At 36.6% G+C, this 2,547-nt stretch carries 2 protein-coding genes; both read right to left on the minus strand.

What is annotated here, in order from left to right:
* Nucleotides 1–375: 375 nt before the first annotated feature.
* Entirely contained in the window at nucleotides 376–1,248 is an 873-nt protein-coding gene (locus tag FTT83_RS15700) for a DUF2399 domain-containing protein (protein WP_180176840.1), read from the minus strand.
* A gap of 12 nt (nucleotides 1,249–1,260) precedes the next feature.
* Nucleotides 1,261–2,409: a hypothetical protein gene (locus FTT83_RS15705; RefSeq protein WP_180176839.1), complete on the minus strand. Its 1,149-nt coding sequence runs from the start codon at nucleotides 2,407–2,409 to the stop codon at nucleotides 1,261–1,263.
* Nucleotides 2,410–2,547: the final 138 nt, after the last annotated feature.

Genomic DNA, 2,547 nt, shown 5'->3' on the forward strand with positions numbered 1-2,547 from the left:
CACCAGTGAGGGGTTGTCCTGACTGTAATTGTTTTAAAGCTGCTTCGAAATCAAAGTTGTTTGCCATGATGTGTCATTTCCTGTTTGATTCAGTTTATTGAAATGACACAGATTTTTGAACACTACCCATAAGACTTTTCAAACTGTCGCACCTCATGTTTGAATTCGCCCAGAATCAATGACAAATTACTAAAACAGGATTCTATCCTGTTTTTTTTATAACAATTATAACAATTAATCTCACCCATCAATAGTAAATACATGTCCTAGCTTTATTTCTATATTCAAAAAAAACAACTTCTTCTATCATTGAATCGTTTTTTAAATACCATTTTTTCTCAAAAAATTTATTAAAAAATTAGGATTAGATTAATTTCAGTCCATCTTTAATTCAATTAGAGGCCCTAACCTATTCACATTTTCTTGCATCAGTGCAATTTGATTGATGTGTACATGCCTATACAAGTTTCTAATAGCTACAGGCTGTGCAGTATCAGCATAAAGGTCATGACTGCTATGAATCTGTTCAAAAAACTTGGCAGTGTTATTGTCCACATGGTTCCGGCTGATTTCCTGCCAGCATTCAGGAATCAAGATAGACATTGTTCTATGCTTAAGGAAATGGGCAGCAATGTTCAAACCGAACGGGTCAAAGTCACCATAAAAGGAAATTTCTGTATGGTCAGGAAGTTTGGCCAGCAATTCAAACACCTGACGTGCATTTTGCCCCTGACCACGATATAAAAATAAACTGTCTTGCCATGCTTCAGGTAGCTGTTCATACCAATCAAACAGTCTGGTCAGCATTGTTCCATTTTCAACGATAATCAGTTTTTCAATTTTATTGAAGATTAATTCATTGGCATGAACTGTAGGAACTAAGCCCTTATAACCGATGACTACATCCCCCTGTTTTAATGGCAATTTTGCATGCACTGATGCAAATACAAGTTGATCGCCGAATACAGAATACCCCCCAGACTTTTCATCTTTCAAAAAGTTTAACAAGTCCATACGATCAGATTCTAAATTCAGAGACTGTTCAGGAGCGACCTTAACCTGTTTTGCATAGATACAGTATTCCAAATATTCCAGTTCTTTAGAGGTAAGGTGAAGCTCCTTACCGTGAACCGCACCAATCTGATAATCCTGATGAACTTTTTGCCAGGTTTTATTGAAAGTTATAGACCGTTTTTTTAATTGCAACGCCGTCTGAATGATGGAGAGTTCGCGTAAGCCAAAAGTCATTAAGTTCTCCTATCACGCAACCTGTTGCAATTTATCAGTTCGAGAAATGATGACATCAGATACACAACTATTTCCATCAAATATAGGATCTATCGTTTCAATAAATTGCATGTTCAATTTATTTTTGAAATGGTTTCTATAGTGGCTGGTTAAGGCGATCAGCCAAAAATCGATATCGCATCCTGGCATTAGCAGTTCATATGTTTCAACACCACTCAATTGCTGATGTTTGCCCCCATCCACAAGCAATGCTTCAAAGAAATTACTCGTAGCAATCTCTAAAGCAGTTAAGGGCTGCTCAACAACCTCATTTCCTTCTTTAACATCTGGCAGATTTTCTCGATCTTTATTCTGATCTATCCGTTTTTCACGCTTGGTAAAGGCTTTTGAGCCAAGTTCACGCAGCGTTTCCTGTTCTTCCTCAGCATCCAGATCTGCATAGCTAATCAATTCACTGCGTGGCACACGATAAAAGACTTCTGATGCCGTCGTCTCATCAAATTCTAAATTTAATGCAGATTTTCCTTTTAAAAAGCGGTAGAAAGCATCCACCATGTTGCTTTTTTTCTGCGAAGATAATTCCTGTTTCCAATCAAACAACTGCTTGTTTAATTTAGAAGTACTGTATTTCACCTCTTTACTACAGATAATGAATACTGGGATCAGCTTAGTTACCACCAAACTTTCAAGATCTTTATCTGAAGCACCAAGCTCAAGCATTGCGTTGGTTGAGAGTGCGCCCATCACGTCTGTTAGTGAACTTAAAATCCTGATGGTTTTTTCAATGCGTTGAATACGAACCTCAAGATTGTTAAACAATGCCAGGTCTTGAAGTGCTTGGGTGGAGAAATCATAGCAGCTCTCAAAAATAGTATTGGCTAATTCAACAATAGCTTCACTAATTTCGTCCTTATAAATTTCAGCATCTTCTACACTTTTGAGTTTGGTCGTTTCAAATTCACTGATATTGGCACGAATATCTGAAATAAGTTTGTGAATTTGTTTAGAGCTGTCAGTAACCCTACGTTTTTTCTCATAGTAGGTTACGAATGAAATCACGTGGTTGTATAAGTTAAAGCCATTTTTTTCAGTGTTAAAATAGCCAAGTTCTGCTTTATTCAATACTTTGATTAAATACTCATTGTCATCAGTTACAGGCACAATTGCATTGTTAAATAACCCGAATTACGGATAAGAAAACCGCTTGAAAAAAAGATGGTTAGAGCCATTTAGAAAGTTACTACACAAACCAAAGACTCTAACCACCATGTTTGATTTTACAGAAATCTTCTGTGTTAT

Origin of the sequence: Acinetobacter sp. YH01018, assembly GCF_013420295.1 — a bacterium.
Taxonomy (GTDB): Bacteria; Pseudomonadota; Gammaproteobacteria; order Pseudomonadales; family Moraxellaceae; genus Acinetobacter.

What these genes read in the sequence shown, in the direction of transcription:
- FTT83_RS15700 (WP_180176840.1), bottom strand. Translation starts at nt 1,248, where the DNA reads ATGACTTTTGGCTTACGCGAACTCTCCATCATTCAGACGGCGTTGCAA.